Source organism: Streptomyces sp. ALB3 (assembly GCF_044385685.1).
Taxonomy (GTDB): domain Bacteria; phylum Actinomycetota; class Actinomycetes; order Streptomycetales; family Streptomycetaceae; genus Streptomyces.
The window spans coordinates 447,426-470,584 of record NZ_JBISCE010000026.1 but is presented as its reverse complement, the minus strand read 5'-3'; the positions used below and the strand labels follow the sequence as shown (position 1 = coordinate 470,584).

At 73.0% G+C, this 23,159-nt stretch carries 24 protein-coding genes; 15 read left to right on the top strand and 9 right to left on the bottom strand.

The window, feature by feature from the left end:
• Together ACHFIV_RS14120 and ACHFIV_RS14115 are read left to right on the top strand one after the other, a co-directional pair.
• Entirely contained in the window at positions 1 to 909 is a 909-nt protein-coding gene (locus ACHFIV_RS14120; RefSeq protein WP_398967696.1) for a metallophosphoesterase family protein, read from the top strand.
• Complete coding sequence (locus ACHFIV_RS14115) at positions 906 to 1,571, top strand: 4'-phosphopantetheinyl transferase (RefSeq protein ID WP_398967694.1); 666 nt, start codon at positions 906 to 908, stop codon at positions 1,569 to 1,571. Before ACHFIV_RS14120 ends, ACHFIV_RS14115 begins: the two co-directional genes overlap by 4 nt.
• 281 nt (positions 1,572 to 1,852) lie before the next feature.
• Here the strand turns inward: ACHFIV_RS14115 and ACHFIV_RS14110 are convergent, their stop codons facing one another.
• Positions 1,853 to 2,200 carry a tetratricopeptide repeat protein gene (locus ACHFIV_RS14110; RefSeq protein WP_398967691.1) on the bottom strand — a complete coding sequence of 116 codons (348 nt, stop codon included), beginning with the start codon at positions 2,198 to 2,200 and terminating at the stop codon, positions 1,853 to 1,855.
• A 121-nt stretch (positions 2,201 to 2,321) separates the two neighbouring features.
• Between ACHFIV_RS14110 and ACHFIV_RS14105 the strand changes: the two genes are divergently transcribed.
• Positions 2,322 to 3,287 (top strand): pirin family protein, encoded by a 966-nt coding sequence (locus tag ACHFIV_RS14105; RefSeq protein WP_398967689.1) that lies wholly within the window; start codon positions 2,322 to 2,324, stop codon positions 3,285 to 3,287.
• 66 nt (positions 3,288 to 3,353) lie between these two features.
• Here the strand turns inward: ACHFIV_RS14105 and ACHFIV_RS14100 are convergent, their stop codons facing one another.
• Positions 3,354 to 4,454, bottom strand: a complete 1,101-nt coding sequence (locus tag ACHFIV_RS14100) for a glutamate--cysteine ligase (RefSeq protein WP_398967686.1) — start codon at positions 4,452 to 4,454, stop codon at positions 3,354 to 3,356.
• Positions 4,455 to 4,718: 264 nt separating this feature from the next.
• On the opposite strand from ACHFIV_RS14100, the gene ACHFIV_RS14095 reads away from it, so the two are divergent.
• Together ACHFIV_RS14095 and ACHFIV_RS14090 are read left to right on the top strand one after the other, a co-directional pair.
• Positions 4,719 to 5,780: a YihY/virulence factor BrkB family protein gene (locus tag ACHFIV_RS14095; protein WP_398967684.1), complete on the top strand. Its 1,062-nt coding sequence runs from the start codon at positions 4,719 to 4,721 to the stop codon at positions 5,778 to 5,780.
• Positions 5,781 to 6,192: 412 nt separating this feature from the next.
• Positions 6,193 to 6,981, top strand: a complete 789-nt coding sequence (locus ACHFIV_RS14090; RefSeq protein ID WP_398967681.1) for a VOC family protein — start codon at positions 6,193 to 6,195, stop codon at positions 6,979 to 6,981.
• Positions 6,982 to 7,092: 111 nt separating this feature from the next.
• Here the strand turns inward: ACHFIV_RS14090 and ACHFIV_RS14085 are convergent, their stop codons facing one another.
• From ACHFIV_RS14085 to ACHFIV_RS14055, 7 genes are all read right to left on the bottom strand, one after another.
• Entirely contained in the window at positions 7,093 to 7,389 is a 297-nt protein-coding gene (locus tag ACHFIV_RS14085) for a hypothetical protein (RefSeq protein ID WP_398968221.1), read from the bottom strand.
• A 195-nt stretch (positions 7,390 to 7,584) separates the two neighbouring features.
• Positions 7,585 to 7,788, bottom strand: coding sequence for a cold-shock protein (locus tag ACHFIV_RS14080; RefSeq protein WP_030861277.1), 204 nt, complete (start codon positions 7,786 to 7,788; stop codon positions 7,585 to 7,587).
• Positions 7,789 to 8,078: 290 nt separating this feature from the next.
• Positions 8,079 to 8,330: a hypothetical protein gene (locus ACHFIV_RS14075; protein ID WP_398967679.1), complete on the bottom strand. Its 252-nt coding sequence runs from the start codon at positions 8,328 to 8,330 to the stop codon at positions 8,079 to 8,081.
• A 49-nt stretch (positions 8,331 to 8,379) separates the two neighbouring features.
• Positions 8,380 to 9,648 (bottom strand): MFS transporter, encoded by a 1,269-nt coding sequence (locus ACHFIV_RS14070; protein WP_398968218.1) that lies wholly within the window; start codon positions 9,646 to 9,648, stop codon positions 8,380 to 8,382.
• A 661-nt stretch (positions 9,649 to 10,309) separates the two neighbouring features.
• Positions 10,310 to 11,137 (bottom strand): cytochrome c oxidase assembly protein, encoded by an 828-nt coding sequence (locus tag ACHFIV_RS14065; RefSeq protein ID WP_398967677.1) that lies wholly within the window; start codon positions 11,135 to 11,137, stop codon positions 10,310 to 10,312.
• Entirely contained in the window at positions 11,137 to 11,703 is a 567-nt protein-coding gene (locus ACHFIV_RS14060; RefSeq protein ID WP_398967674.1) for a DUF2243 domain-containing protein, read from the bottom strand. The genes ACHFIV_RS14065 and ACHFIV_RS14060 overlap by 1 nt, the downstream gene beginning before the upstream one ends.
• Positions 11,704 to 11,930: 227 nt before the next feature.
• Positions 11,931 to 12,152, bottom strand: coding sequence for a DUF6480 family protein (locus ACHFIV_RS14055; RefSeq protein WP_398967671.1), 222 nt, complete (start codon positions 12,150 to 12,152; stop codon positions 11,931 to 11,933).
• Between the two features lie 494 nt (positions 12,153 to 12,646).
• Here ACHFIV_RS14055 and ACHFIV_RS14050 point away from each other — a divergent pair, with 494 nt between their 5' ends.
• The 10 genes from ACHFIV_RS14050 to ACHFIV_RS14005 are packed head-to-tail and all read left to right on the top strand — an operon-like array spanning position 12,647 to position 23,158.
• Positions 12,647 to 13,642 carry an NAD-dependent epimerase/dehydratase family protein gene (locus tag ACHFIV_RS14050; protein ID WP_398967668.1) on the top strand — a complete coding sequence of 332 codons (996 nt, stop codon included), beginning with the start codon at positions 12,647 to 12,649 and terminating at the stop codon, positions 13,640 to 13,642.
• Between the two features lie 11 nt (positions 13,643 to 13,653).
• On the top strand, positions 13,654 to 15,288 hold the full coding sequence (locus ACHFIV_RS14045) for a carbamoyltransferase (protein ID WP_398967666.1): 1,635 nt from the start codon (positions 13,654 to 13,656) through the stop codon (positions 15,286 to 15,288).
• The gene (locus tag ACHFIV_RS14040) at positions 15,285 to 16,274 is read left to right on the top strand and encodes a glycosyltransferase family 2 protein (protein WP_398967663.1); all 990 of its coding nucleotides are present in this window, start codon (positions 15,285 to 15,287) and stop codon (positions 16,272 to 16,274) included. The genes ACHFIV_RS14045 and ACHFIV_RS14040 overlap by 4 nt, the downstream gene beginning before the upstream one ends.
• The gene (locus ACHFIV_RS14035; RefSeq protein ID WP_398967660.1) at positions 16,271 to 16,825 is read left to right on the top strand and encodes a D-glycero-alpha-D-manno-heptose-1,7-bisphosphate 7-phosphatase; all 555 of its coding nucleotides are present in this window, start codon (positions 16,271 to 16,273) and stop codon (positions 16,823 to 16,825) included. The genes ACHFIV_RS14040 and ACHFIV_RS14035 overlap by 4 nt, the downstream gene beginning before the upstream one ends.
• The gene (locus ACHFIV_RS14030) at positions 16,822 to 17,829 is read left to right on the top strand and encodes a glycosyltransferase family 9 protein (RefSeq protein WP_398967657.1); all 1,008 of its coding nucleotides are present in this window, start codon (positions 16,822 to 16,824) and stop codon (positions 17,827 to 17,829) included. The genes ACHFIV_RS14035 and ACHFIV_RS14030 overlap by 4 nt, the downstream gene beginning before the upstream one ends.
• Positions 17,826 to 18,788, top strand: coding sequence for a glycosyltransferase (locus tag ACHFIV_RS14025; RefSeq protein ID WP_398967654.1), 963 nt, complete (start codon positions 17,826 to 17,828; stop codon positions 18,786 to 18,788). Before ACHFIV_RS14030 ends, ACHFIV_RS14025 begins: the two co-directional genes overlap by 4 nt.
• Positions 18,785 to 20,026, top strand: coding sequence for a glycosyltransferase (locus ACHFIV_RS14020; protein WP_398967651.1), 1,242 nt, complete (start codon positions 18,785 to 18,787; stop codon positions 20,024 to 20,026). Before ACHFIV_RS14025 ends, ACHFIV_RS14020 begins: the two co-directional genes overlap by 4 nt.
• Entirely contained in the window at positions 20,023 to 20,646 is a 624-nt protein-coding gene (locus ACHFIV_RS14015) for an SIS domain-containing protein (protein ID WP_398967649.1), read from the top strand. The genes ACHFIV_RS14020 and ACHFIV_RS14015 overlap by 4 nt, the downstream gene beginning before the upstream one ends.
• Positions 20,643 to 22,130, top strand: a complete 1,488-nt coding sequence (gene rfaE2, locus ACHFIV_RS14010) for a D-glycero-beta-D-manno-heptose 1-phosphate adenylyltransferase (RefSeq protein WP_398967647.1) — start codon at positions 20,643 to 20,645, stop codon at positions 22,128 to 22,130. The genes ACHFIV_RS14015 and rfaE2 overlap by 4 nt, the downstream gene beginning before the upstream one ends.
• Entirely contained in the window at positions 22,127 to 23,158 is a 1,032-nt protein-coding gene (locus ACHFIV_RS14005; RefSeq protein WP_398967644.1) for a glycosyltransferase family 9 protein, read from the top strand. The genes rfaE2 and ACHFIV_RS14005 overlap by 4 nt, the downstream gene beginning before the upstream one ends.
• Position 23,159: the final 1 nt, after the last annotated feature.

The following is a 23,159-nucleotide window of genomic DNA, read 5'->3' as shown; positions in this document are numbered from 1 at the left end:
ATGAGTTCTCCGACCGAACCCGTCTCCCACCCGCCGGAAGAGGGCGGCCGGCTCCTCGCAGTCAGTGATCTGCACGTCGGCATCGCCGACAACCGCCCGGTCGCCGACCGTCTGCGACCGTCCTCGGACGCGGACTGGCTCATCGTCGCGGGGGACGTGGCGGAGCAGGCGGAAGAGGTCGAACGCGCCCTGGAGCTGCTCGCGGGACGATTCGCCCATGTGGTGTGGACCCCCGGGAACCACGAGCTGTGGACGGTGGACAAGGACCCGGTACGGCTGCGTGGCCAGGCCCGGTACGAGCACCTCGTCCAGGTGTGCCGCGAACTGGGGGTGTCGACGCCCGAGGACCCCTACCCGCGGTGGCGCGGAGCGGACGGCGAGGTGGCGGTGGCCCCCGTGTTCCTCCTGTACGACTACTCCTTCAGGGCACCGGGGACGACGACGAAGGAGGAGTCCCTGGCACGCGCCCACGAGGCGGGCGTCGTCTGCACCGACGAGTACCTGCTGCACCCCGACCCCTATCCGACCCGCGACGACTGGTGCCGGGCGAGGGTGGCACTCACCGAGCGGCGGCTGGCGGCGCACGACCCGGAGCTCCCCCTCGTGATCGCCGGGCACTGGCCTCTCCTGCGCGAACCCACCTCCGTCATGTGGTACCCGGAGTTCGCGCAGTGGTGCGGTACGGAACTCACCGCCGACTGGCACCGCCGATTCAACGTCGCCGCCGTCGTCTACGGCCACCTCCACATCCCCCGTACCACGTGGCACGACGGTGTGCGGTTCGAGGAGGTCTCGATCGGCTACCCCCGGGAATGGCGCAAACGGGGCCACCCGCGCGGGCTCCTGCGGCAGATCCTGCCGTACCGCGGACAGCAGCCCGTGGCCGCGAGAGGCGAGGACGTCTCGTGATCGAACGGCTTCTTCCCGACTGCGTGGCGTGCGCGGACACCTTCGACGCCGACGCTCCGGCCGGCACCCTGTACCCGGAGGAGGCGGAGCTGGTGGCCACGAGCGTGGACCGGCGCAGACGCGAGTTCGCGGTCGTACGCGCCTGCGCCAGGCGGGCCATGGCAGGCCTCGGGCTGCCCCCGGCGCCGGTGATGCGAGGCCATCGCGGCATGCCGTTGTGGCCCGAGGGGACCGTCGGCAGCATGACGCACTGTGACGGCTACCGGGCCGCGGCACTGGCCAGGGCGACCGAGGTGCGTGCCGTCGGTATCGACGCCGAGCCGAACGAGCCGCTACCGCCCGGTGTGTGGGAGCTCGTGTCACTGCCTTCGGAACGCGCCCGGGTGCCGACGGCTACGGACGGGCCGGCGATCCACTGGGACCGGCTCCTCTTCAGTGCCAAGGAGAGCGTCTTCAAGACGTGGTTCCCGCTCACCAGGATCGAACTCGACTTCCAGGAGGCCGATGTCAGTTTCCGCACCGGTCCGGGTGCGGCCACCGGGGGGACGTTCACCGCCGAGCTCCTGAGGACGGCGCCCGGGATGCCGGAGGCGTACGAGGGCAGGTGGCTGATCGACGACGGCTTCGCGGTCACCGCGATCGTCCTGCCCGTGAGCCCGTGAGCCCGTCCGCCCGACGTCCCCACGGCCTCCGTACGCCGTGATCCGGATCCGCCGGGCCAAGGGGCGGCCGGTGTCCTGCGCGCCGGCGGCGGCGTCGTCCGACCGGGGCGAGCGCGACCTGCTCCCGCTGCCGGCCGCTCCCCGGCGATGTGCACCTCCTGCGGCCGCTGACGAGTGGTACCGCGCCTGGGTGTCACGCCGGGGAGCGGGCCGGGGTGGCCCCGCTCCCCGGCGCCGCCCGCTCGTACGGGTGTCACCCCTGGCGCCGGTTCTCCGCGCGGTCAGTCCTGCCCGGGGTCCCCGGTCATCGCCTGAGCCATCCGCAGGTGAGCGGCTGCCTCCGCGTGCCTGCCCTGGCGCTCGAGGGTGCGCCCGAGCATCAGTCGCGCGTAGTCCTCGACGGGGTTGCGCTCCAGTACCTCACGCAGCTCCGTCTCGGCCTTGGTGAGCCGCGCCGAGTGGTAGTAGGCGCGAGCCAGCAGCAGCCGCGGGGCGACCTGCTCCGGGACCTCCCGCACCAGACCGCCGAGGATGCGCGCCGCGGTCAGGTACTCCTTGGCCTCGAAGAACATCTGAGCCCGGTCCCAGCGGTCGGCCGGCGTGCCGAACTCGTAGTAGGTGTCGTCCACTTCTCCTCCTCGGCCGAAATGCTTACAGGCCCGTCAACACGACCAGGTAGTTAAACATTCCACTAAAATTTCGGCGTGGGACCCCGGCGCTCCCCGACCGTACGGGAATAGGTTGAGCGCCATGAGCAATCTCGATCGCCAAGCCGCACTCTCCGTCTGCGGAGGCCGTGGCTTCGTCGTCGCCGAACCCGTGCGTGAACTCCTCACCCCCCGCCGGGTCCAGCTCGGAGAGTCCACCGAGGTGCGCAGACTCCTGCCCAACCTGGGGCGTCGCATGGTCGGCGCGTGGGCGTTCGTGGATCACTACGGCCCCGACGACATCGCCGACGAGCCCGGTATGCAGGTCCCGCCGCACCCTCACATGGGCCTGCAGACAGTCAGCTGGCTGCACGAGGGGGAGGTCCTGCACCGCGACAGCCTGGGCAGCGTCCAGCCGGTCCGGCCGCGGGAGCTGGGCCTGATGACGTCAGGCCGGGCCATCAGCCACTCCGAGGAAAGCCCGAAGCCCCACGCCAGGTTCCTCCACGGCGCCCAGCTGTGGGTGGCCCTGCCCGGCTCCGACCGGCATGTCGAGCCGCACTTCCAGCACCACACCGGTCTGCCCACCGTCACCGCACCGGGGGTCACCGCCACCGTGATCCTGGGCGAACTCGACGGGGCGGTGTCGCCCGGCACCGCCTACACCCCGATCGTCGGAGCCGACCTGGCCCTGGCCGAGGGAGCCGAGGCGAGGCTGCCACTGGTCTTTGACTTCGAGTACGCCGTCCTGTCGATGTCGGGCGAGGCCGAGGTCGACGGTGTCCCGGTCCTGCCGGGGTCGATGCTCTACCTCGGCTGCGGCCGCGACGAGCTGCCACTGCGTGCCGTCTCCGACGCCGGACTGATGCTTCTCGGCGGTGAGCCGTTCGAGGAGGAGATCGTCATGTGGTGGAACTTCGTGGGGCGTTCCCACGAGGAGATCGAGGAGGCTCGCCAGGACTGGATGGAGGGCTCCCGCTTCGGCCGGGTCGAGGGCTACGACGGTGGCCGGCTCCCTGCTCCGGCGTTGCCGCCGGTGGCGTTGAAACCCAGGGGCCGGGTGCGCTGACGTAGTGGCGTCCCAGGCGCTCGTCGGGCGGCGGGCCCCGCCGCCGGCCGGTGGACAGGGCCTCGATCAGTCTGCCGTGGTGTCGGCGATGATCAGATCGGTCACTGCCTTGAGACCGCCGTCCCCGAGTGCCCGTCGCTGGCGATCGGCGGGCGTGCCCTGGCGCAGCAGCCGGTGCACGAGTGCGGCGAGCTCCCGGGTCTCCCCGGCCGCGTCGAGCGCCGGCGTGATGTGCTCCATCAGCCGGGCGACCGCGTCACCGGCGCTGATGCGTTCACCGGTGGCGGTGATCAGGTGTCCGCCGAGGCCGTGCCGGGCAGCCTGCCACGTCGCGGCCTGCAGCACTTCCGGGAGGAGGCGGGGCGTGGGGGCTCCGGCTTCGGCCTCCTGGATGGCGGTGGTCACCAGGGCGCGCACGATGCCGGCGAACATGACTGCCTCGTCCGCCCGTAGCTGGACGTCGCAACACCGTACTTCGACGGTGGGGAACCGGTCGGACAGCCGGGCCATCCAGTACAGCTGTCCCGTGTCGCCGATGATCCCGCTCCGCAGCAGCGTCCCGATCCGCCTCTCCTCGTCCGCGGCGTCCGCGAAGGCGGGCGGTGGCCCGCTGACGGGCCAGCGGTTGAAGACGACGGTGCGCCAACTGGCGAATCCCGTGTCGTGCCCGTCCCAGAACGGCGAATTGGCGGACATGGCGACGAGTACGGGAAGCCACGGCCGCAAACGGTTCAGGACGGCCACGCCTACTTCCCGGTCCGGAACGGACGCGTGCACGTGCATGCCGTTGATCAGCTGTTCAGCGACCAACTGGGGAGCTTGGGACCGCAGGGCGCGGTAGCGCGCGTGCTCGGTCAGGGGAGCGGACGAGCCGCCCCGGCGAGGCGGCGTGCCGCAGGCGGCGAGACGGCACCCATGAGCCTCCGCGGCGGCGTTGGCGGCGAGCCGGAGGCGCAGTAGATGGCCGCCGACCTCCTGCAACTGTTCGCAGACGGGTGTGGCCACTTCGATCTGCACCTGCAGGAGCTCCGGCTGCACCTCGTTCTCACCGATGATCGCGGCCATTCCCGCCGCAGCTCTCACCTGTTCCCCCGCAGCGACCGGCAACCCGGTGACCGAGTCGAGCAGCAGATATTCTTCTTCCACGCCGATGGTGACCGGTTCCATCGGGACAGTGTCACTGTTCCGCCCGTGGCATCCACGCACGACACGGGCCGGTTTTCGCGGCGTGGCGATCGGCTGCCCCTCAGCAGCCGGCCGGAGGCGGACGCCTGAGGCGCACATGGCCATGGTGTCGTCCGAACCGTCGATAAAGTACGACGCCGCGATCCGCCGGCGCGTACGCACGCGGGGCCGGAGAGCTCATCCACCCGGATGCACGGACCGGCGGTGGAGTCGCGCGACGGGTGCACCTGGGCTTGTCTGTTGCCCATGCCGAACGAACAGAACAGCCAGGGCGGCCCAGGGTCGCACCCGCGCCGGACGGGTGCCGGTCCGGACCCGGAGGTGGAGCGCAGAGCACCGGACACACCCACGAAGGTCGGCAGAGCTTCGTGGGGGGCGGTGCTGCGACGCACACTCAAGGAGTTCAAACGGGACGAGCTCGCCGATCGGGCGGCGGCACTGACCTACTACGGAATCCTCGCCCTGTTCCCGGCTCTGCTGGTCCTCGTCTCCCTGCTCGGCATCGCGGGCGAGTCGACGACCCGGACCGTGCTCGACAACATCCAGAAGCTCGCTCCCGGTGCGGCCCGTGACGTCCTCAAGAACGCGGTGACGCAGTTGCAGTCCAGCAGTGGGACCGGCTGGGTCATGGCGATCGTGGGTCTGCTCGCCGCGCTGTGGTCCGCCTCCGGCTACGTGGCGGCGTTCATCCGGACCTCGAACGCCGTGTACGACGTGCCCGAGGGCCGGCCGGCCTGGAAGGTGCTCCCGGTCCGCGTCGGCCTGACCTTGGCGCTGATGGTGCTGGCCTGCGCCAGTGCGCTGATCGTCGTGCTTTCGGGCGACCTCGCACGCCGGCTCGGTACGACGCTCGGCATCGGGGACACGGCCGTGACCGTGTGGTCGATCGCGAAATGGCCCGTCCTGGTCGTGCTGGTGGCCACCCTGCTGGCCATCCTCTACTGGGCGGCGCCGAACGCGAAGGGGCGAGGCTTCAAGTTCGTGTCGCTGGGCAGCTTGCTGGCGCTGGTGATCTGGATGATCGCGTCAGCGGCCTTCGCCTTCTACGTCGCCAACTTCGGCTCGTACAACAAGACGTACGGCACCCTGGCCGGCGTGATCATCTTCCTGGTGTGGCTGTGGATCACCAACCTGGCGATTCTGCTCGGTCTCGAGTTCGACGCGGAGATGGCTCGTGAGCGGGCCGTCATCGGCGGTCACCCACCTCTGGAGGAGCCGTACGTGGCGCCGCGGGACACCGGCAAATGGACCGACCAGGATCGCAGGGGCATGGGGGACACCGGCCCGTCCGACCCTCGCTCCGACTGAGGAGCGGTGCGGGGGAGTGCCCGCGACCCGCGTGTGCCGGCTGTCCACGGCGGGCGGGTCGGGTGTCAGCCGCCCTGTGCCCCACGACGACGCCGACGAGGTGGCCCGGGGGCGAGTGGCGGCCCGCTGACCGCAGGCCCCCTCCGCACGCCGAACACCGTGATGACCGGAGGGAGGGAGCGCGGAACTCACCGACACTTCGCTCTCCGCCTCGCTGCTCAGGCCACCGGCAGCGGGCGAGGCGTACCTTGTCCGGTGGGCGGGTCCGTCCTGCACGCGCACCGCAGGCCGCCGCACAAGTGCTCGTCCGTCACTGTCCGTGCCCGTCCGCTCCTGTTCCGTCAGGTGGGCACGGCACCCACCGGGTTCGCCGGGAGCGGGCCCACAGGGTGAAGAAGCGAGAGAAAGACTGATGTCTGTGTCCGAGGCCGAGTACGTGACGCCGATTCCGGGACTGCCGTGCTGGATCAACCTCATGGTTGGCGACCTGCGTGCGGCCCGGGCGTTCTACTCGGCCGTACTCGGCTGGGAGTTCCGGACCAGTTCGCTGGCCAGCCAGTTCCTCGTGGCCTCCGCCGAAGGCAGGCCGGTGGCGGGCATCGGGGCCCGGCGGCCGGGCCTGGCTCCCGCTGCGGTGTGGACGCCGTACTTCGCGGCCAGGGACGCCGACAGGACGGCAGCGCAGATCCAGGAGCGCGGCGCCACCGTCGCGGTGGGGCCGATCGCACTCGGCGAAGGACGAGCCGGCCTCGCCGCGGACCGGGAGGGGGCCACCTTCGGGTTCTGGGAGGGGCCCGCTCCGGCATGGGGCGGGGAGAAGGACGTCGATCAGGTCCGCCTCAACCTGCAGACCCGCGACGTCTTCGACGCCGCGGTCTTCTACGGCGAGGTCTTCCACTGGACGGACGAGCCGGACATCGACCTCACCTACGCGAGCGATCACCTCCTCGTCGAGCAGGGCGGACGAGTGGCGCTGTCCCTGCGCGGCGGCGCTCACCAGACGTCCGAGCACGCACACCTGCGGCCACGATGGCTGGTCAACTTCACCGTCGACGATGTGGAGCGCGCCGCCGCCGCCGCGATCGAGGCAGGCGGCCGCAGGACCCAGGCAGCGGACACCCCCTGGACACCTGCCGGGTTCTCGCGCACGCTCCAGGATCCGGGCGGCGCCCTCTTCACACTCACCCACCGAGAAGCCTGACCCACCGCACACCGGGCCACGGAACGGCGGTGAGTGCGTCTCCGCCCGGCCCCGGGAGCCCTGTGCGTGGGCCGGTCACCCGCGTCGTCCGGGCCGGCGCCCGCAGCTCGCTCAGGGACGCGGATTGTCGCGCCGCCACGGCCGCCCCGAACCGGATTTCCGTCCTCCGGCCGCTGCCCGGCAACGGGGACAGACACGCTGCACACGGTCCGCCGAACCGCCCGACTCGGGAAGCACGTCCGGCCACGCCACATGGGGGAAGCGCCCGAGGTGCGAGCGGCTGAGGGAGAGCCCGCAGACGGTCTCGTTCCTGCCCTGTTCCCAGGCGTGCACCTCGCCCGACGGCAGACGGCGATTGCCCTCCTCGTCCCACCACTGCCCGGATGCCGCGACGGTGTAACTCACCAGACCTCCCGTAGGCGGGTCGGACCGCGGCCCCGTCGCCCCGGCTCGAGGCCGGATCAGGCCGGTCGTGCGCGCGGCACCGGCGATGCGCGCGGGGACGGCATGGCACGCACGACGCGGACCGTCAGCCACTGCCCGTCCGCCCGTTCGCGCGAACGGCGCCCGCCCCGGTGGAGCGGGCGCCGATGAGCTCGTGGCTCAGGCGGGGGTGATGTTCTCCGCCTGCGGCCCCTTCTGGCCCTGGGTGACGTCGAAGTTCACCTTCTGGCCTTCCTGGAGCTCACGGAAGCCCTGCGCCGCGATGTTGGAGTAATGGGCGAAGACGTCGGGGCCGCCGCCGTCCTGCTCGATGAAGCCGAAGCCCTTTTCCGAGTTGAACCACTTCACGGTTCCGCTGGCCATTCTGTCCTCCAAGTGGACTCGAAGCCGGCTGCCCGTCCGATACGGGAGGCCGAGATGATTGCCCTGGTCCTCAGAGACGCTGAACAGCGAAGTCGCCCGCGTCAACGTGCTCACGGGCGACCGGTACTTCGGAACCATGACAGCTGTCGCTGACGCTACACCGGGCTTCCCGTGTTACGAAGGATTCGCGCGGTGCGACAGGTCGAAGCCCCTCACGGACCGGGCCCAGCCCCCGTTTGAAGGGAGCCGGGCAGGGGACTGACGGCGGCCGTCCGAAGCGGTGCGCCGGCTCAGGGGTGATCGGGCTGCTGGGCCGGGGGTGTCGCCCCGCCCTCGCCGCCGCCCTTGTGCCCCTTGTCCGTCCCGTGGGCCCGTTTACCGCCCGGACCCCGGCCGGGCTGCCCGGCCTTGATCTCGGCGCTGTCCTGCGGGGTCCCACCGCCCTTGTCGCTCCTGCGCTGTTCAGGCTGCTGCGGGTTCGACATACTCACTCCCGGAGTAGGTGTACCGGTGTCGTCGGGCCTGCTGCTGTACAAGCTCACCCGCCATTCTCCTCCCGTCCGCTCCGCTCCGCACCGCCCGGCCGGGAGGTCAGGCCGTCCGGCCCACCTCCTGCAGCAGCGGTACCGGGGTGATCGGGACGGCCAGGGCACGCGGAGTCCGGCGCCGGCCGCGGGCGCGGTGGCAGAGGGCGCCGACGGTGATCCCGCCGGCTATGAGCAGTCCGCCCGAGACGAGGGCTCCGCGGGCTCCCGCGTACTCCAGCAGGAGGCCCAGCAGGGGCGGCCCCACCAGCCCCCACCCGGTGCTGGCACTCCTCCAGACACCGAGCACCCGGCCCCGCATCTCCGGGAGCGGGTCGGTCTGCAGCACCGTCGCCCCCGCCGTGTCCGACACGGACTCCACCACAGCCATGGGCACCACCAGGAGGGCGAGCACGAGCAGCCCCGGTGAGAACCCCGCCGCGACCTGGAGCAGCGCACCGGCGGCAGCCAGTGCGCCGACCAGGCGCACCGACGGGTTCCGCATCCGCCCGGCGATCAGCGCGCCGACGATGCCTCCTACCGCCAGCACCGTGGAGATGGTGCCGAAGTCACTCTCGTCCGCGTGGAGCGGGCCCGTCACGAGCACGGCGAGCGTCAACTGGTAGTTGCGCCCGAAGATCGAACTCAGCCCCGTGATCGCGGCCAGTGCCATGAGCCGGGGACGCCCCAGGAAGTAGGTGAGCCCTTCCCTGCTGTGTGCCCGTGCCGCGGGCTGCCGCTCGGCCGTGGCCCGCGCGGAAGCCCTGGTGGCCACCTCCCGGGCGGCGTCCGCGGCGGGGCGCAGGAAGGGGATCACCGCAGCGACGAAGAGGAAGGAGATCCCGTTGGCCGCATAGGCAGCCGTGGAGCCGAACACGCCGACCGCGACGGCCGCGAGCGCGGTGCCCATGAGCCGGCCGGCGCTGTGCACCATCGATCCCAGGGCGATGGCCGAGGGAAGGTCCCTGGCCGGGACCAGGTCGTTCCCGAGCAGCGCGGTCGCCGGGCCGTCGATGGTGCTCACGATGCCCGTGACCGCCGCCAACGCCAGCAGGACCGGCATGTCGAGCATGTCGAGGGCGAGCAGAGCCGCAGTGGAGAAGGCCACAGCACCCAGTACGGTCTGACTCACCGCCGCGGTGACCTTGCGCGGCCAGCGGTCGACGACCGCTCCTCCCGCCACGCCCAGGAGCAGCCCGGGGCCCGCCTGCACGGCAAGGGACAGCCCGGTCGCCGCAGCGGATCCGGTGATCTGCAGGACCAGGAGGTTCTGCACGGTGAGCTGCATCCAGGTGCCGGCGTTGGACACCAGATTGGCCAGGGACCACCACCGCATGCTCGGCGTACGCAGGCACCGCCAGGCACCCCGGTCCCCGCCGCCGGACCTGCGGCGCAGGAGCACGGGGGAGAGGCGGCGGGCCCGGGACGCTCCGGCGGTGGAGCCGGCCCCCTCCGGGGGCGGGGCTGAGGAAGGCATGGAGAAGGACAAGGCAGAGACTCTTCGAAGAGGGGAACGGGACGGGAGACTCTGCCCGGATGGCACGTGTACCGGCCGGCGTCCCTCGGGCGCCCATGAGGTGGGCGCGACGGGAGTCCCGTCGGCCGGCGCCCCCTCATCTTCACAAACGCTTCTCCGCGGTCGGAGCCGGCGGACGGAGCCCAGCGGCTCCGCGTGTCCCAAATCCGGGCGCACCGAGGGCTGTTGGCCGCCCGGTGTCGTTGCTCACACCGGGCGGGCGCGCGCTGCCCGGAGGTCGGCCAGGTGGCTGAGGTCACAGAACCGTGCGTGTGGAATACCGGTCCCGGTGTCCCGCTGACTCCGCGCCGATGCCGAGGGCCGATGCGGGAGCGGCACGTCGTCGGCGGGTGCGGCACCCACGCCCCGTACCGCCACCCCGGCAGATCCGGAGCAGGCGGACGCGGCGGCCGGCTTCCGGCGAGGTTCCGCAGCGGGTCGGACGGGGCTTCCGCGAGCGAGCGGGACCGGTCTCGCGGGTTCAGCCGGGTGCCGTCATGTTCGCTTCAGGGCGGCGCGGCAGGCCCGCCGCCTTGCCGCGCCGTTCGGGGCGCCAGGTCGCCACCAGCGCGCCGGCCAGCAGCAGTTCGGCGATGTCTCCGCCGTAGTACATGATCTCCGCCCCCTGCCGGACCTGATCGACGGGGGCGTGGATGTTGACGAGGAACCCGCCGTACATGGCCTGGGAAACCAGGGCGTGGACGGCGATCGCGACACCCAGGTACACCAGCCGGGCCCGCACGCCCGGCCGGGACGGTGCTGGGTCGGGCCCGGCGATGGCGTAGGCGAACAGACACCCCGACGCCAGGAAGTGCGCGTGCATCAGCCAGTGCCCGGCGGAGTGGCTCACGGCGTGGTTGTACAGCGGAGTGAAGTACAGCAGCCCCAGGGAGCCCGTGCTCAGCAGCAGGGCGACCGCGGGGTGGGCCAGCACCCGCGCGGGCGGGCAGTGCAGCGTCGCCGTGACCCACCGGGCCCGGGTCGGCCGCAGAGCGCGCAGCAGGAGGGTGACCGGGGCCGCCAGTACCAGTGCCAGCGGGGCGTACATCCCGATGAGCATGTGCTGGGCCATGTGCCCTCGGAAGTCGGTGTGCGCGGCCGTTCCCAGTGGTGGCAGCAACGCGACGGCCAGCAGCACCAGCCCGGCGAGGAACGAGGCCGACCGCCAGGGGTTCCACCCGAGGGAGGGGTTGCGGCGCCGGACCCGGCGTACCGCCAGGAGGTAGCCGGCGGCCACCGGCAGGAGCACCAGCACGGTCGGCGCCGCCCCCGGCATGCCGCCGGCGTCGCCGTGGTCCATGCCCTCCATCAGGCGCGCTCCCCGGCCCGCCCCGTGCCCCGGGGAGCTTCGGGGTCGAAGGGCCGGCCGCTGCGCCGGAGCAGCTGGCCGCCGATCACCAGCAGGCAGCCAAGGACCAGGAAGGCGGCATCCCACCAGGCCTGGTGGGGGCCGCCGTGCACGTGGTGGATTCCCAGGATGTGGTGGTCCAGAATTCCCTCGACCAGGTTGAACAGGCCCCACCCGACCAGGACCCAGCCCCACAGCACCCGCGAGGTCCAGACGGCTCGCCGGTTGTGCGTGACCCGTGAATAGAGCACGGCAAGTCCGAGCAGGACGGCGATCCAGCACACGGTGTGGAAGACGCCGTCCCAGACGGTGTTCATCTCCAGCCCGGACACCGTCCCCGGGTCGTAGTACTTCACCCCGATGCGGTCGTGGTCGGTGCTGGTGAGCATGTGGTGCCACTGCAGGAGCTGGTGCAGCAGGATGCCGTCGACGAACCCGCCGAGTCCCACCCCGAGGACGATCCCCGGCAGCCGCAGGCTGTTCGGTGCCCCTGTGGCCGCCCGGGACGTGCCAGCTGTGCCGGCCATCACTCGTACTCCTTCCGGTCGACGTCGCGGACCTTCCGGACACGTGTGCCCGCCCGGCCGCCTCGTTCACCCACCTGTGCGGTACTTCCGCCGTTTCGCCCACGTGCCGGCGGCCCCGCCTCCGGCCGGTCAGATCACTCGGCCCGGCCGCGGAGTGCCGCGGGCGACGCGGCACCGGGTGCGGGCGCGGGCTCACGGCGGCGTACGGCCGGGTCCGGACCGGGCACTCAGATGAGCAGCGCGTAGACCAGGAAGAAGGCCGCGACCAGAGCGACGACCACCAGGATGGCGATCAGCGGTCCCTTGCCCCATCCCCGGGGCGGGTCGTGCCGTGGTCCTGCTTCCGACATGCTGCCCTCCGCGGGAGGGGTGCTCCCGACAGGGACGCCCCCGTGCGGGTCGAGGCCAGGTGTCTCGTGCGGATCGGGGTCCTGATTTCCATGGGTCATGTCCCCTGTGTAACCCGATCGGACGGAATCACACGGTCGATCGTCCGATCGGGTGTGCCCACGGAGGTACGGGACGACGTCAGGCGCGTCCCGTCCGGGGAACTCGGCCTCCGAAGCCCATCGCCCACCGTAGCCGCCGGGCACGCCGCAACAGGCCTGCTCGGCGGCTTTTCCGCGTTCGCGACGGGCCGTCCGTTCCCGGGGCCGCCGGCCGTGGCGGCCGGGGGCACGCGAGCGGGCCGACGAGCGCCGGGCGCGCATTCGCGCTAACAATGGGTTCGCTGAGACAAACAGAGTGCGATGCCTGAAACCAACCGGCGAGGGAACTCAGCCGGTCGCGCAGGCCCGGACCGCTGCGGACACCAGGTCCGTACCGGATCCGGCCGGCAAAACCCTGGAGCCCCGGGGAGCGACCCATTTCCCCGCCCCCGCCCCACGCGTTTCTCCCGGGCCCGCGACACGTTCATCCCTCACCGCGGACGAAAGGCCGTCCCATGCCACTGCTGACGTCACCTGCCCCCTGGCGCCGGGCCGTCGTCACGGGGGGTGCCGGGTTCCTCGGCTCCCACCTGTGCGAACGGCTGCTGGATTCAGGAGTCGAAGTCGACTGCGCGGACAATCTCCTCTCCGGCTCCGAGGACAACATCGCTCACCTGATCGGCCGCCCCGGCTTCCGGTTCGTGCGGTGCGACGTCTCCGACGGTTCGATGACGGAGGAACTGGCCGGCCCGTACGACCTCGTCCTGCACTTCGCCTGCCCGGCCTCGCCGACGGACTATCTGCGGCACCCCCTGGAAACCATGGACGTGGGCAGCCTCGGCACCCGCAACGCGCTCGGCGTGGCGCTCCGCGACGGTGCCCGCTTCCTGCTCGCCTCCACGTCCGAGGTGTACGGCGATCCGCTGGTCCACCCGCAGCGCGAGGACTACTGGGGCAACGTCAACCCCGTGGGGCCCCGCAGCGTGTACGACGAGTCCAAGCGGTTCGCCGAGGCGCTGGTCACGGCGTACGTCGGCACGAAGAAGATGAACGCCGGCATCGTACGGATGTTCAACACGTACGGGCCGCGGATGCGGGCCCACGACGGTCGCGCCGTACCGACGTTCGTCTCCCAGGCGCTCGCCGGGGAGCCGGTGACGGTGGCGGGGAACGGCAGCCAGACCCGGTCGCTGTGCTACGTGGACGACACCGTCGACGGTGTCCTGCTCGTCGCGGAGAGCCAGGCGGTCCGCCCGGTGAACATCGGCGGCGGGGACGAGGTGACGGTCCTGGACATCGCCCGGCGTGTCATCGCGCTGACCGGTTCCTCCTCCCCGCTCACCTTCATCGAGCGTCCGCAGGACGACCCCGAGCGACGCAGGCCCGACACCGCGCTCGCCCGCGAAATGCTGGGCTGGGAGCCGAAGGTGACCTGGGAGGAAGGCATCAAGCGGACGATCGCCCACTTCTCCGCACTGCCCGAAACCATGTCCACGGCCACTCGGCTCTGACGGAGGCTTCCATGCGCGTCCTCGGTGTCAACGCACTCTTCCATGATCCTGCGGCTGCACTGGTCGTCGACGGGCGGATCGTCGCGGCCGCTGAGGAGGAACGCTTCAGCCGCCGCAAACACGGCAAGCGACCCCTTCCGTTCTCCGCCTGGGAACTGCCCGAGCTGAGCGCCCGCTGGTGTCTGGAGCAGGCCGGCCTGCGTCCCGCCGATCTCGACGTCGTCGCCTACTCCTACGATCCCGGCCTCGCCCGTCCCGCCGGCGACATGGGTCTCGACGACCCCTGGGACCACCTCCGTCAGGAGTACGCGCGCCGCGCACCGGAGTTCCTCGCCGAGGCCCTGCCGGGACTCGATCCGGGCAAGGTGCGCTTCGTGGCCCACCACGTCGCCCACGCCGCGTCCGCAGGCCAGGCGTCGCCGCACCCGGACTGCGCGGTCCTGGTGCTGGACGGGCGGGGCGAGTGCGGGTCGCACCTCTCCGGCCGGTACGTCGACCGCCAGCTGACGGTCCTCGCCTCCCAGCAGCTGCCGGACTCGGTCGGTCTGTTCTACGAGGACCTCACCCAGCACCTGGGATTCCTGCGCAGCAGCGACGAGTTCAAGGTGATGGCACTCGCCTCCTACGGCAAGCCGCGTTTCGCCGACCGGCTGCGGGAGTTCGTGCGTGCGGACGACGCGGGCGGTTTCACGGCACGGCCCGTGCCGTGGGAGGAGCTGGTGCCGGGACGTGACCCGGGCACCCCGTGGACGCAGGACCACGCCGATGTGGCGGCGAGCGCCCAGGCGTGTCTGGAGGAGGTCGTCCTCGACCTCGCCCGGTGGCTGCACTGCCGCACGGGCGACGACGTGCTCGCCCTCGCCGGGGGAGTGGCACTCAACTGCGTCGCGAACACACGCCTGCATCGCGAGGGGCCCTTCCGTGAGATCTGGGTGCAGCCCGCCGCGGGCGATGCCGGGACGGCGCTGGGCGCGGCCATGCACGTGGCCGGTGAGAAGGAGCCCGTCGAGTCGATGGCCACTCCCGCTCTCGGCCGGGGCTGGAGCGACGAGGAGCTGCGCGGCTGGCTGGAGCGCTCCGCCGTGCCCTACGAGGAGCCCGCCGACATCGCGGAGACCGTGGCCGAAGAGCTGAGCAGGGACGGCGTCGTCGCCTGGTTCCAGGGGCGTTCCGAGTTCGGCCCGCGGGCTCTGGGGCACCGCTCCCTGCTCGCGCACCCGGGGCGCGCCGGGAACCTGGAGCGTCTGAACGCGGTCAAGGGGCGCGAGGAGTTCCGGCCGGTCGCACCGATGGTGCTGGCGGAGCGGGCGGCCGAGCTCTTCGACGGCCCCCTGCCGAGTCCGTACATGCTGTTCGTCCACGATGTGGCCGAACAGTGGCGCGAGCGGATCCCGGCCGTCGTCCACGTCGACGGCACCGCGCGCGTCCAGACCGTGGACTCCGCCGCGGAGCCGCTGGTGGCCCGGATGCTGGAAGCCTTCGAGCGGCGTACCGGACTGCCCGTCGTCGTCAACACCAGCCTGAACACGGCCGGCCGGCCCATGGTCGACGATCCCCGCGACGCGCTGGAGTGCTTCGGGTCGGCTCCCGTCGACCTGCTGGCTCTCGGACCCTTCGCGGTCCGGCGGGGAAGGGCGTTCGCATGACCACGCCGGTGGACTACGCGGTGGTCGTCCCCACCATCGGCCGGGCCTGTCTAGCCGACTGCCTCCGGGCACTGGCAGCCGGCGCCGGACCGCGCCCGGCGGAGGTGGTCGTGGTCGACGACCGCCCGGGAGCCGAGGACGGTCTGCCGCTCGGACCGGTCGGTGCACTCCCGGTCCGGGTGGTGGCCACCGGCGGTCGCGGTCCCGCCGCCGCGCGCAACGCCGGAGCGCGGGCGGTCGGCGCGACCTGGGTGGTCTTCCTCGACGACGACGTCCAGGTGTCGCCGGACTGGGCCGAGCGGCTCGCCGAGGACCTCGCCGGGGCCGACGACCGGACCGGGGGCGTCCAGGGGCGGCTGACGGTGCCGCTGCCCGAGGACCGCAGGCCCACGGACTGGGAGCGCGGGACCGCCGGACTGGAGGCGGCGGCCTGGGCCACCGCGGACATGGCCTACCGGGCGACGACGCTCAAGGAGGTCGGCGGCTTCGACGAACGGTTCCCGCGCGCCTTCCGCGAGGACGCCGATCTGGCACTGCGCGTCATGGACGCGGGCTGGTCGCTGCGCAGGGGCCGGCGCGTCACCCTCCACCCGGTGCGCCCGGCCGGCCCCTGGGCATCGGTCCGGGCGCAGCGGGGCAACGCCGACGACGTGCTGATGAACCGTCTGCACGGACGCGACTGGTGGACCCGCGGCGAGGCACCCCGAGGAAGGCTGCCCGGGCACCTGGCCACCACGGCCCTGGCCTGCGCGGCCGTCCTCGGGATGGCGACGCGCCGCAGGCGGAGCGCCGCGCTCGCCGCGTCACTCTGGGCCGCGGCCACGGCCGAGTTCGCCTGGGCGCGCATCGCCCCAGGCCCGCGGACCCGCCACGAGGTGGCCACCATGGTGGCCACCAGCGTGGCGATCCCTCCTCTCGCCGTCCGGCACTGGTTCGCCGGGCAGATCAGGCACCGAGGGGTCCGGCCGCCGGGAGGCGCCCGGTGAACGGAGACTCCCCCGTGTTCCGCCAGGTGTCCGCCGTGCTGTTCGACCGGGACGGGACGCTGGTGGAGGACGTTCCCTACAACGGGGACCCCCGGCTGGTCAGGCTGCTGCCCGGAGCACGCGAGGCGGCCGACCTCCTGCGCGCCGAGGGCATCGCCACCGGGGTGGTCAGCAACCAGTCGGGCATCGGCAGGGGACTGCTGCGCGAGCGCGACGTGCTGCGGGTCAACCGACGGGCCGACGAACTGCTCGGCACCCTCGGGACCTGGGTGTTCTGTCCGCACACTCCGCAGGCCGACTGCGCCTGCCGCAAGCCGCGGCCGGGCCTCGTCGTGGAGGCCGCCCGGCGGCTGGGGGTGCGGCCGGAGGCGTGCGTGGTGATCGGCGACATCCGGGCCGACGTCCTCGCCGCACGGGCGGCGGGCGCACGGGGCGTACTCGTCCCCAACGCCGCGACCCTGCGCTCCGAGGTCGAGGCGGAGCGGTGGACGGCCCCCGACGTCCTGACGGCCGTACGGATGGTCCTGGACCGGCGGGGTGACCACTCGTGAGAGCACTCGTCGCCAGGCTGGACAGTTTCGGGGACGTCCTGCTGGCCGGGCCCGCGGTCCGGGCGGTCGCCGCGCACGCCTCCCGGGTGGCCCTGTTGTGCGGACCACGTGGTGAGCCGGCCGCCCGGTTGCTGCCAGGGGTGGACGAGGTGATCGTCTGGGAGGCGCCCTGGGAGGGGGTGAGCCCGCCGTCCGTGGAGGAGGCCGGAATCGATGCCGTCGTCCGGAAGCTGCGGCAGGCCGCCTACGACACCGCGGTGATCCTCACCTCCTTCCACCAGAGCCCGCTGCCCACCGCGTTGCTGCTGCGGATGGCCGGCGTCCGGTGGATCGGCGCCGACAGCGTGGATCACCCCGGGACACTGCTCGACGTCCGGCACCGGCGGCTGCCGGACCGTCACGAGGCCGAGGCGGCGCTCGACACCGCTGTGGCCACGGGCTTCGCGCCGCCGCCCGGCGACGACGGCCGGCTGCGGGTGCTGCCGTCCCCCGACACCGTGGCGCTGACCGGCAACGGGCCCTACGTCGTCGTCCACCCCGGGGCCAGCGCCCCGGCCCGCGCATGGAGCCCCGAGCGTTGCGCCGACGCCGTCCAGCGCCTCGCGGACGCCGGCCATCGCGTGGTGGTCACGGGCGGACCGGACGAGACCGGCCTGACCCGCCAGGTCTGCGGTGACGTGGCGCTGGACCTCGGTGGGCGTACCGAGCCGCGGGTGCTGGCCGGCGTGCTGCGCAACGCCGACGTGCTGGTCAGTGGCAACACCGGACCGGCCCACCTGGCCGCGGCCGTCGGCACGCCCGTCGTCTCGCTGTTCTCCCCGGTGGTGCCGGCGGAACGGTGGGGCCCCTACGGGGTCCCCGCGGTGCTGCTCGGCGACCAGACCGCCAAGTGCGCCGGCAGCCGTGCCCGGCACTGTCCTGTCCCCGGGCATCCGTGCCTCGACGACGTCACTCCCCGGGACGTGGTCCTGGCCGTACACAAGCTCATCGAGGAGACCGCGTGAACATCCTCATCTGGCACGTCCACGGCTCCTGGGCCACCTCGTTCGTCCAGGGACCGCACACCTTCCTGATCCCCGTCACGCCGGACCGCGGCCCGGACGGCCTGGGGCGGGCAGCGACCTGGCAGTGGCCGCCCGGTGTCATCGAGGTGTCCCCGGACCGGTTGCGGAACGAGGACATCGACCTGATGGTGCTCCAGCGGCCCCACGAACTCGAACTGGCCACGGCCTGGACCGGGCGGCGGCCGGGCGTCGACGTGCCGGCCGTGTACGTCGAGCACAACAGCCCCGACGGGACCGCGGTCGGAACCCGGCACCCACTGGCAGGCAGGGACGACATCCCCCTGGTCCACGTCACCCACTTCAACCGGCTGATGTGGGACAACGGGAGGGCCCCCACCACGGTGATCGAGCACGGCATCATCGATCCGGGACCGCTGTGGACGGGCACGGAGCGACGGGCCGCGGTCGTGGTCAACGACCCCGTGCGCCGCGGCCGCACCACCGGCACCGACCTCCTGCCGCGCTTCGCCCGCGCCGCGCCCCTGGACGTCTTCGGCATGCGGACCGGAGGGCTGCCGGCCCACCTCGGTCTCACGGCCGACCGCTGCCGGGCGCGCGACCTGCCCCAGGGGGAACTGCACCCGGCCATGGCCCGCTGCCGGCTCTACCTGCACCCGGTGCGCTGGACGTCGCTCGGTCTCTCGCTGCTCGAGGCGATGTTCCTCGGCATGCCGGTCGTCGCGCTGGACACCACCGAAGTCCGCGAAGCGGTGCCCGCCGACGCGGGGGTCGTGTCCAACCGCCTCGACGTCCTCGACGAGGCGGTACGCGCTTTCCTCGCCGATCCCGACCGCGCCGCCCACGCCGGGGCACGGGCCAGGTCCGCCGCACAGGCCCGGTACGGGGTGCAGCGCTTCCAGGACGACTGGGAACACCTGCTGAAAGAGGTCACACGATGAGGTACGCCCACTCCGCCTCCCTCCGTGTCGCGCTGGTCTCCGAGCACGCCAGCCCGCTGGCCGAACTCGGCGGCCCCGACGCGGGCGGACAGAACGTGTACGTGGCCCAGCTCGCCCACCACCTCGCCCGTCGCGGCCACGACGTCACCGTGTACACCCGCAGGGACGGACCCGACCTGCCACCGGAGGTCACCACTCCCGGCAGGGTCAAGGTCGTCCACGTGCCGGCCGGGCCCGCGTCGCGCGTTCCCAAGGACGAACTCATCACCTACATGCCCGAATTCGGCTCGTATCTGGCCCGGAGGTGGAAGTCGGAGCCGCCGGACGTCGTGCACGCCCACTTCTGGATGTCGGGAACGGCGGCCATGATCGGCGTCCGCGGGCTCGGAGTCCCCGTGATCCAGACGTTCCACGCGCTCGGCACGGTGAAGAAGCGTCACCAGGGGGCGGAGGACACCAGTCCGCCCCAGCGGCTGGCGATCGAGGCGTCCATCGGCAACTCCTGCCGACGCGTCCTGGCCACCTGCGCCGACGAGGTCTCCGAGCTCGCCGCGATGGGCGTGGAACGTGATCGTGTCTCCGTCGTGCCGTGCGGAGTCGATCCGCGTCACTTCACCCCGGCCGACGGCCGGGCCCGCGATACCTCCGGCCCGCGACGGCTGGTGGCCGTCGGACGTCTCGTACGCCGCAAGGGCTTCGACCGCGCCATCAGGGCGCTCGCCGAAGTGCCCGACGCCGAACTCCTCGTCGCGGGCGGACCACCGGCCGACCTGCTGTTCGCCGAGCCGGAGGCGGAGCGACTGCGGAAGGTGGCCGAGGACCACGGTGTCGCCGACCGGTTCACCCTGCTCGGCTCCGTTCCCCACGGGCGGATGCCCGCTCTGATGTCCGGCGCCGACCTGGTCCTGTCGCTGCCGGACTACGAACCCTTCGGCATCGTGCCGATCGAGGCCATGGCGTGCGGCACGCCGGTGGTCGCCACCGCCGTCGGCGGCCACCTCGACACCGTCGTGGACGGTGTCACGGGCGCTCTGGTCCCGCCCGCCGAGGGCGGCGGCCACGACCTCGCCGAAGTGATCCGCACGCTGCTCGACGACCCGGTACGGCTGGCCCGCTACGGCGCGGCCGGACGTGAGCGGGTGCTCGCGCACTACACCTGGGACCGCGTCGCCGACGGAGTCGCCCGCGTCTACAGCGCGGTGAACGCCACCCCCTCACTCTCGGGAGTCGTCCGATGAACCGCACGCACCACGGCAAGCACTGCGACGACCTTGCGGACGCCCTCGCCGCGTTCCGTGGCTCGTGCGCCGTCGCCCACCGGTGGGGGGCCGAACTCGCCGGCCGCCTCGGAGCCGGGGCCAGACTGCTCGTCGCCGGGAACGGCGGAAGCGCCGCCCAGGCCCAGCACCTGACGGCAGAACTGGTCGGCCGCTACCGGGACGACCGGCCGCCGTTCTCCGCCCTGGCCCTGCACGCCGACACCTCCTCCACCACGGCGATCGCCAACGACTACGGGGTACAGGAGGTCTTCGCCCGTCAGGTCTGCGCCCACGGCCGGGCCGGTGACGTCCTCATGCTGCTGTCGACCAGCGGCGCCAGCGCCAACCTGCTGTCGGCGGCGGTCGAGGCGCGCCGGATCGGGATGACCGTGTGGGCGCTGACCGGCCCCGCGCCCAACCCCCTCGAAGCGGCCTGCGACGAGGCGCTGTGTGTGGACGCGCCGGTGTCGGCCACCGTGCAGGAGCTCCACCTGGTCGCCGTCCACATGATCTGCGAGGCGTTCGACCAGGCATGTGAGGAGAGCGCGGCGGGAACCGGCCGGAAGCCCGGCTTCCCGGCGGTCGAGGGCGCCCTGTGAACGCCCCCGCCCCCCTGCTGGTCGTCGGCGACGCCCTGCTGGACCACGACCTGTCCGGCCGGGCCGACCGGCTGGCCCCCGACGCACCGGTGCCGGTGGTCCACAGCGCCCGACGCGTCACGAGACCCGGCGGCGCCGCGCTCGCCGCCTGCTTCGCCGCCCAGGACGGGCGCGAAGTCACCCTGGTCACCGCCCTGGGCGACGGCGAGGCGGGCCGCACGGTGCGACTGCTCCTGCGGGGCCTGGTCCGCATCGTCGAACTGCCGCTCGCCGGCGAGCTGTCCTGCAAGACCAGGGTGCTGGCGCAGGGGGTTCCGGTCCTGCGTCTGGACGACGGCGAGGGACGTGCGTCCGGTACGACGGACGAGGCGCTGGCGGCCGTCGCGGCGGCGGGCGCCATCCTGGTCGCCGACTACGGCCGGGGCGCCGTCGACGTGCTCCGGGATGCCCTCGTGCGCGCCGCGGCACGGGTCCCCCTCGTGTGGGACCCGCACCCGCGGGGCGGCTCGCCGGTGCGGGGGACCCGGCTGGTCACCCCCTCGGCGGCCGAGGCCCGGGGGTTCGCCGCGCACACCCCGGCAGGCCCCGGGACCCCACCAGGACCCTCCGGCACCCCGGCCGTCACGAAGACCGGCGCGGGGGCACATGTCCGGCGGTCGGCCGACGACGCCCGCGCGCTGATCCGCGCCTGGGGAGTCACCTCCGTCGCGGTGACCCTCGGTGCGGAGGGAGCGCTGCTCTCGCACGGCGGGGACCCGCTGCTCGTGTCCGCCCCGCAGTCGGTGGAAGGGGACGCCTGCGGAGCGGGCGACCGCTTCGCGGCGACCGCCGCGGGCCTGCTCGCCGACGGCGCGCTGCCCGAGACCGCCGTGCAGGAGGCCGTCCAGGCCGCCACCCGGTACGTCGAGGACGGCGGCGCCGCCGGTCTCCGCCTCGACGCGGCTCCAGCCCTTCCCGACGCCGGCACCGGTGTCGCCGAAGCCGACACGGCCCCGGACGCGTTCGCGCTCGCCACCCGGGTACGCGAGGAGGGCGGCACGGTCGTGGCCGCCGGCGGCTGTTTCGACCTGCTGCACGCCGGGCACGTCGCGCTGCTGCAAGCGGCCAGGCGCATCGGCGACTGCCTCGTCGTGTGTGTCAACTCCGACGACTCGGTACGACGGCGCAAGGGCGGCTCACGGCCCCTCGTGCCGGCCGACGACCGGGTCCGGGTCCTGCTCGCTCTCGGCTGCGTCGACGCGGTCGCCGTCTTCGACGAGGACACCCCCGAGCGGTTGCTGGAGGAACTGCGCCCCCACATCTGGGCCAAGGGCGGCGACTACGCGCTGGCCCAGCTCCCCGAGGCACGGCTCGTACGCAGCTGGGGAGGCGAGGTGGTGCTCCTGCCGTACCTGGACGGCCGTTCCACCACACGGCTCGCCGAACGGGCGGCCCTCGGACCCGGACCGGCCACCGGTGACCGCCGTGCGGCCAGGAGGCGGTGACGGTGTCCGCTCCGGTCGCCGCCCGGCGCCCCCGCGTGCTCGTCCTGCGCGCCCTGGGCCTCGGTGATCTCCTCGCCGCGGTGCCCGCGCTGCGGGGGTTGCGCCGCGCCTTCCCGGACCATGAGACCGTGCTCGCCGCTCCGGCCCCGCTGCGGGACGCCGCCTCGGCCACCGGCGCCGTCGACACGCTCCTTCCGGCCTCGGCCCCCCGACGCGGGGTCCCGGAACTCACCGGGTGGCACGGTGCCCCGCCGGACGTCGCCGTGGACCTGCACGGCAACGGTCCGGAGAGTCACGCGGCGCTCGCCGCGCTCGGCCCGCGGCGGATCCTGTCGTACGCCTGTCCGTCCCCCGGTCCGACCGCGCCACCCGTGTGGCGGCGCGAGGACCACGAGCGGGAACGGTGGTGCCGGCTCCTGAGGGCCTACGGCATCGAGGCGGATCCCGGGGACGTCCTGCTCTCCCCTCCGCCGGGCCCCTCCCCGGCGCCCGGCGCCGTCGTGGTGCACCCCGGTGCCGAGGCCGCCGCCCGGCGCTGGCCGGCCGACCGCTACGCCACCGTGATCCGGGCGGTCCTCGCGGCCGGTCGCAGAGTCGTGGTGACCGGCGGTCCCGGCGAGGAGGAACTGACGGCGGCCGTGGCCGGCGCCTCGGGGGTCGCATCCGGGGACGTGCTGTCCGGAGGGCTGCCCTTCGCCGAGCTGTCCGCCCTGGTCGCCGAGGCCGCGTGCCTGGTCAGCGGGGACACCGGGCCCGCCCACCTCGCAGTCGCCCACGGCACGCCCTCGGTGACGTTGTTCGGCCCGGTCGCCCCGCGCCTGTGGGGGCCGCCCCCGGGCGACCCGCTCCACACCGCGCTCTGGCACCCCGGCCCGCCCGGTGACCCGCACGGCACGGTGGCCGACCCCTTGCTGCTCCGTATCGGCACGGGTGAGGTGGTCGCCTCGGTCCTGTCGCACATCGACCGGGGGAGGACGGCCGGCAGCAGGAGCGGTTTCCGGGCCGCGGAGGCGAACGGGTGTGCCTGAG

What these genes read in the sequence shown, in the direction of transcription:
- ACHFIV_RS14080 (WP_030861277.1), bottom strand. Translation starts at nt 7,788, where the DNA reads ATGGCCAGCGGAACCGTGAAGTGGTTCAACTCGGAAAAGGGCTTCGGC.
- ACHFIV_RS14050 (WP_398967668.1), top strand. Translation starts at nt 12,647, where the DNA reads ATGCCACTGCTGACGTCACCTGCCCCCTGGCGCCGGGCCGTCGTCACG.
- ACHFIV_RS14040 (WP_398967663.1), top strand. Translation starts at nt 15,285, where the DNA reads ATGACCACGCCGGTGGACTACGCGGTGGTCGTCCCCACCATCGGCCGG.
- ACHFIV_RS14095 (WP_398967684.1), top strand. Translation starts at nt 4,719, where the DNA reads ATGCCGAACGAACAGAACAGCCAGGGCGGCCCAGGGTCGCACCCGCGC.
- ACHFIV_RS14065 (WP_398967677.1), bottom strand. Translation starts at nt 11,137, where the DNA reads ATGGAGGGCATGGACCACGGCGACGCCGGCGGCATGCCGGGGGCGGCG.
- ACHFIV_RS14105 (WP_398967689.1), top strand. Translation starts at nt 2,322, where the DNA reads ATGAGCAATCTCGATCGCCAAGCCGCACTCTCCGTCTGCGGAGGCCGT.
- ACHFIV_RS14020 (WP_398967651.1), top strand. Translation starts at nt 18,785, where the DNA reads ATGAGGTACGCCCACTCCGCCTCCCTCCGTGTCGCGCTGGTCTCCGAG.
- ACHFIV_RS14100 (WP_398967686.1), bottom strand. Translation starts at nt 4,454, where the DNA reads ATGGAACCGGTCACCATCGGCGTGGAAGAAGAATATCTGCTGCTCGAC.
- ACHFIV_RS14070 (WP_398968218.1), bottom strand. Translation starts at nt 9,648, where the DNA reads ATGCGGTGGTGGTCCCTGGCCAATCTGGTGTCCAACGCCGGCACCTGG.
- ACHFIV_RS14060 (WP_398967674.1), bottom strand. Translation starts at nt 11,703, where the DNA reads ATGGCCGGCACAGCTGGCACGTCCCGGGCGGCCACAGGGGCACCGAAC.
- ACHFIV_RS14055 (WP_398967671.1), bottom strand. Translation starts at nt 12,152, where the DNA reads ATGACCCATGGAAATCAGGACCCCGATCCGCACGAGACACCTGGCCTC.
- ACHFIV_RS14045 (WP_398967666.1), top strand. Translation starts at nt 13,654, where the DNA reads ATGCGCGTCCTCGGTGTCAACGCACTCTTCCATGATCCTGCGGCTGCA.
- ACHFIV_RS14090 (WP_398967681.1), top strand. Translation starts at nt 6,193, where the DNA reads ATGTCTGTGTCCGAGGCCGAGTACGTGACGCCGATTCCGGGACTGCCG.
- ACHFIV_RS14120 (WP_398967696.1), top strand. Translation starts at nt 1, where the DNA reads ATGAGTTCTCCGACCGAACCCGTCTCCCACCCGCCGGAAGAGGGCGGC.
- ACHFIV_RS14015 (WP_398967649.1), top strand. Translation starts at nt 20,023, where the DNA reads ATGAACCGCACGCACCACGGCAAGCACTGCGACGACCTTGCGGACGCC.